The organism is Alkalispirochaeta americana, assembly GCF_900156105.1.
GTDB lineage: Bacteria > Spirochaetota > Spirochaetia > DSM-27196 > Alkalispirochaetaceae > Alkalispirochaeta > Alkalispirochaeta americana.
Window position 1 is genome coordinate 1 of sequence record NZ_FTMS01000047.1, and the last position, 2669, is coordinate 2669.

At 54.6% G+C, this 2669-nt stretch carries 2 protein-coding genes and 1 rRNA gene; 1 reads left to right on the top strand and 2 read right to left on the bottom strand.

Annotated elements, in window-relative coordinates; genetic code table 11:
• Positions 1-148 precede the first annotated feature (148 nt).
• Positions 149-1729 carry a GAF domain-containing sensor histidine kinase gene (locus BW950_RS14550; protein WP_076490018.1) on the bottom strand — a complete coding sequence of 527 codons (1581 nt, stop codon included), beginning with the start codon at positions 1727-1729 and terminating at the stop codon, positions 149-151.
• 135 nt (positions 1730-1864) lie between these two features.
• Between BW950_RS14550 and BW950_RS14555 the strand changes: the two genes are divergently transcribed.
• Complete coding sequence (locus BW950_RS14555) at positions 1865-2473, top strand: class I SAM-dependent methyltransferase (protein ID WP_159438822.1); 609 nt, start codon at positions 1865-1867, stop codon at positions 2471-2473.
• A gap of 111 nt (positions 2474-2584) precedes the next feature.
• Here BW950_RS14555 and rrf read toward each other — a convergent pair.
• A 5S ribosomal RNA gene (gene rrf / locus BW950_RS14560) occupies positions 2585-2669 on the bottom strand; the annotation flags it as partial.

A 2669-nucleotide genomic window follows, 5' to 3' on the forward strand; every position in this document is an offset into this window, starting at 1 on the left:
AGGAGCTTTTTCAGCACAGAGTTACGAAACTGGGCGCTGTAGCGTGGCATGTGTCACCTCCATATCAATCAGGTTTAGGTGACAACTATCATGGCAGAGCGCGTCTGGCGTGATTTGCCTGTCTGGCATGCTTGGCGTGTCTGGCGTGTCACTCCAATAAGTCTGATATTTCTCCAGCCACGTCTTCGTCGCGGATGTTTTCGGGCACCAGGAGAACCATGCACGTTCCTTCCCTCCCCGTTGAACGCACTGTCACATCGCCCCCGTGAGCGCGAAGGATATCCCGCACCAGGGGAAGCCCCAGACCGGTTCCTTCCTCCCCCTGTGTTCCGGGCCGGCTGGTCTTGACCTCATGCCGGAAGATATCAGGAAGATCCTTTCGGGGTATTCCGGCGCCCTTATCAGTGACCCGGATCTCTCCGGGCGCTTCATCGACGCGGACGATCCCTCGGGGGGGAGAAAACTTCACTGCATTCGAAATCAAGTTGAAAAGAGCTTCCCGGAAAAGCCCTGCATCGACCTTCATAAAAAAGTCCCTATCAATTTCTATACGCAGATCAATTTCCTTATCCCGAATTTGCTTGTTCAGAATAAGGGCCACCTCCTCTACCAGAGGGCGAATCGGTGTATCTGCCTTGTCCAGAGGAATCTGACCCGACTTTATACGGTGAATATTCAGCAACTGGTTTATCATCTCCACCAGGAGTGCTGCGGTGCTGCGAAGATCACGAATAACCGAGGTCCGGTCCTCCTCAGTAAAATAATCAGGAGAGCTGGCCAGGAGATCGAGCATGGTGAATATACCCGACAGAGGGGACTTGAGGTCATGAGAAACCAGCGAAAGGAAAGTGTCTTTTATTCGGTTTGCATTTTCAGCCTGAAGGCGTTGCTCCGAAAGCATTGCTTCTTTTTCCTTCCGGTCGCGAATGTCGGTAAGCGCCAGAAGTTGATGGGATTTTCCCCGCATTTCCAGGGTGGTCTGTACGAGCTCTACGGGGATCTCCGCACCACTTCTGTCGCGAAGGACCGTATCGGCGGGGAGAGAGGCTTCTTTGGGAAAGGGAGAGAGAAAGCGCGTTATGGGGTTCCCTGTGACAGCACTGGAATCGTCACATCCCAAAAGCCTGGCCAGAGCAGTGTTTCCACGAACAATGCGCTCTTCTTCTACCAGCACAAGTGCCACAGGGGCTGCTTCAAAGAGTGTCTCGAAGATTTCCCGCTCCGATTGAAGAAGCTTGTTGGCCCGACGCAGTTCCAGCTGCGCGACAACCTGATCGGCAAGGCGCTCCACAGCCTGTAATTGATCAGGACTCAGCTCCCGGGGTGTATAATCGGCAATACAGAGAGTCCCCAGGATGCTTCCGTCGGAGACGCGCAGGGGAACCCCGCAATAGGCGCGGATAGGCCCCTTATCGTCCAGCGAAACCGGTTCAACCAGGTCGCTTTGGGCGGTATCGGGGATCATCAGAGGCTTTCCAAGACGCAGCACGTGCTGGCAATAGGAATCTTGCCGCTCCATGGAGTCCGATGAAAAGCCCCGAGTGCTCTTGAACCACAACTGTTCTGTATCAATAAAGGTGATGTAGGCAAAGGGCGCCTTGGTAATAACGGCCGCCAGGGCAGCAATATCGTCGTAGGCTTTTTCAGGTGCCGTTCCTGCGATGCCGTAACTCTCGAGTGTACCGATTCGCTCTTTCTCACCAGCTTTGATAGGTTCCGTCGCTGCCATAATACCCGAATTATATCCGAAGGAGCATCTTTTCCCTATCCCCTCCCGGCAGAGTCACTCCCGGCAGGAAGAACTCTCTGCTATACTTCCGGCCAATATGTGTTCTTCATTGGACGCCGTGGAGGAATGATCATCATGAACAGAAGTGTTTGGAACGAACGATATCAGGCCGGACACGGGAGCTTGACCGCTCCCCCGGTAGAGCCTTTACGGGCCTTTGCAGAGAGGCTAACGCCAGGATACGCTCTGGACCTGGCCTGCGGGGCCGGGAGAAACGCCTTGTACCTTGCCAGCCAGGGGTGGAATGTGACGGGGGTTGATTTTTCCGATGTTGCCCTGACTGTTGCCCGCGAACGAAGTCCGGATATTTCTGACCGGGTTACCTGGGAGGAAGCAGATCTGCGTGCCTATGCACCTCGGGAAGGCTTTTATGATCTCGTGGTTATCACGTATCTGCACGTTCCCAGGGAAGAGCTTCGGTGTGTTTTCTCAACTGCCGAGAGGGCTCTCAAGACGGGGGGATTATTGTATTTTTTGGGGCATCACCGAAACAACATATCCCGGGGAACGGGTTCTCCCAGGCATGCCGATGTGGCTCATGTTCCTGCGGAGATCCTCCCCATGATTCCCTGGTGCACTATCATATCAGCCCGGGAGGAGGCTCGTCCTCCTGATCATGATCGGGGCGGTTCGGGACGAGAACAACAGATCGATAGTCTGGTAATCGGACAGAAGCGTTCCTGACGTCGGCGCGTTCCTCGGGACCTTGTCCCTGTGGTACACACCGGGGTTACCCAGACGTTTTTTACGCTCGTTGCTGGCGGCCGGGTTTTTATACAAGCACAAAAAAAAAACGTCTGGCGACGACCTACTCTCCCACCTTGCGGCAGTACCATCGGCGCGAGAGGGCTTAACTTCCGTGTTCGGAATGGGAACGGGT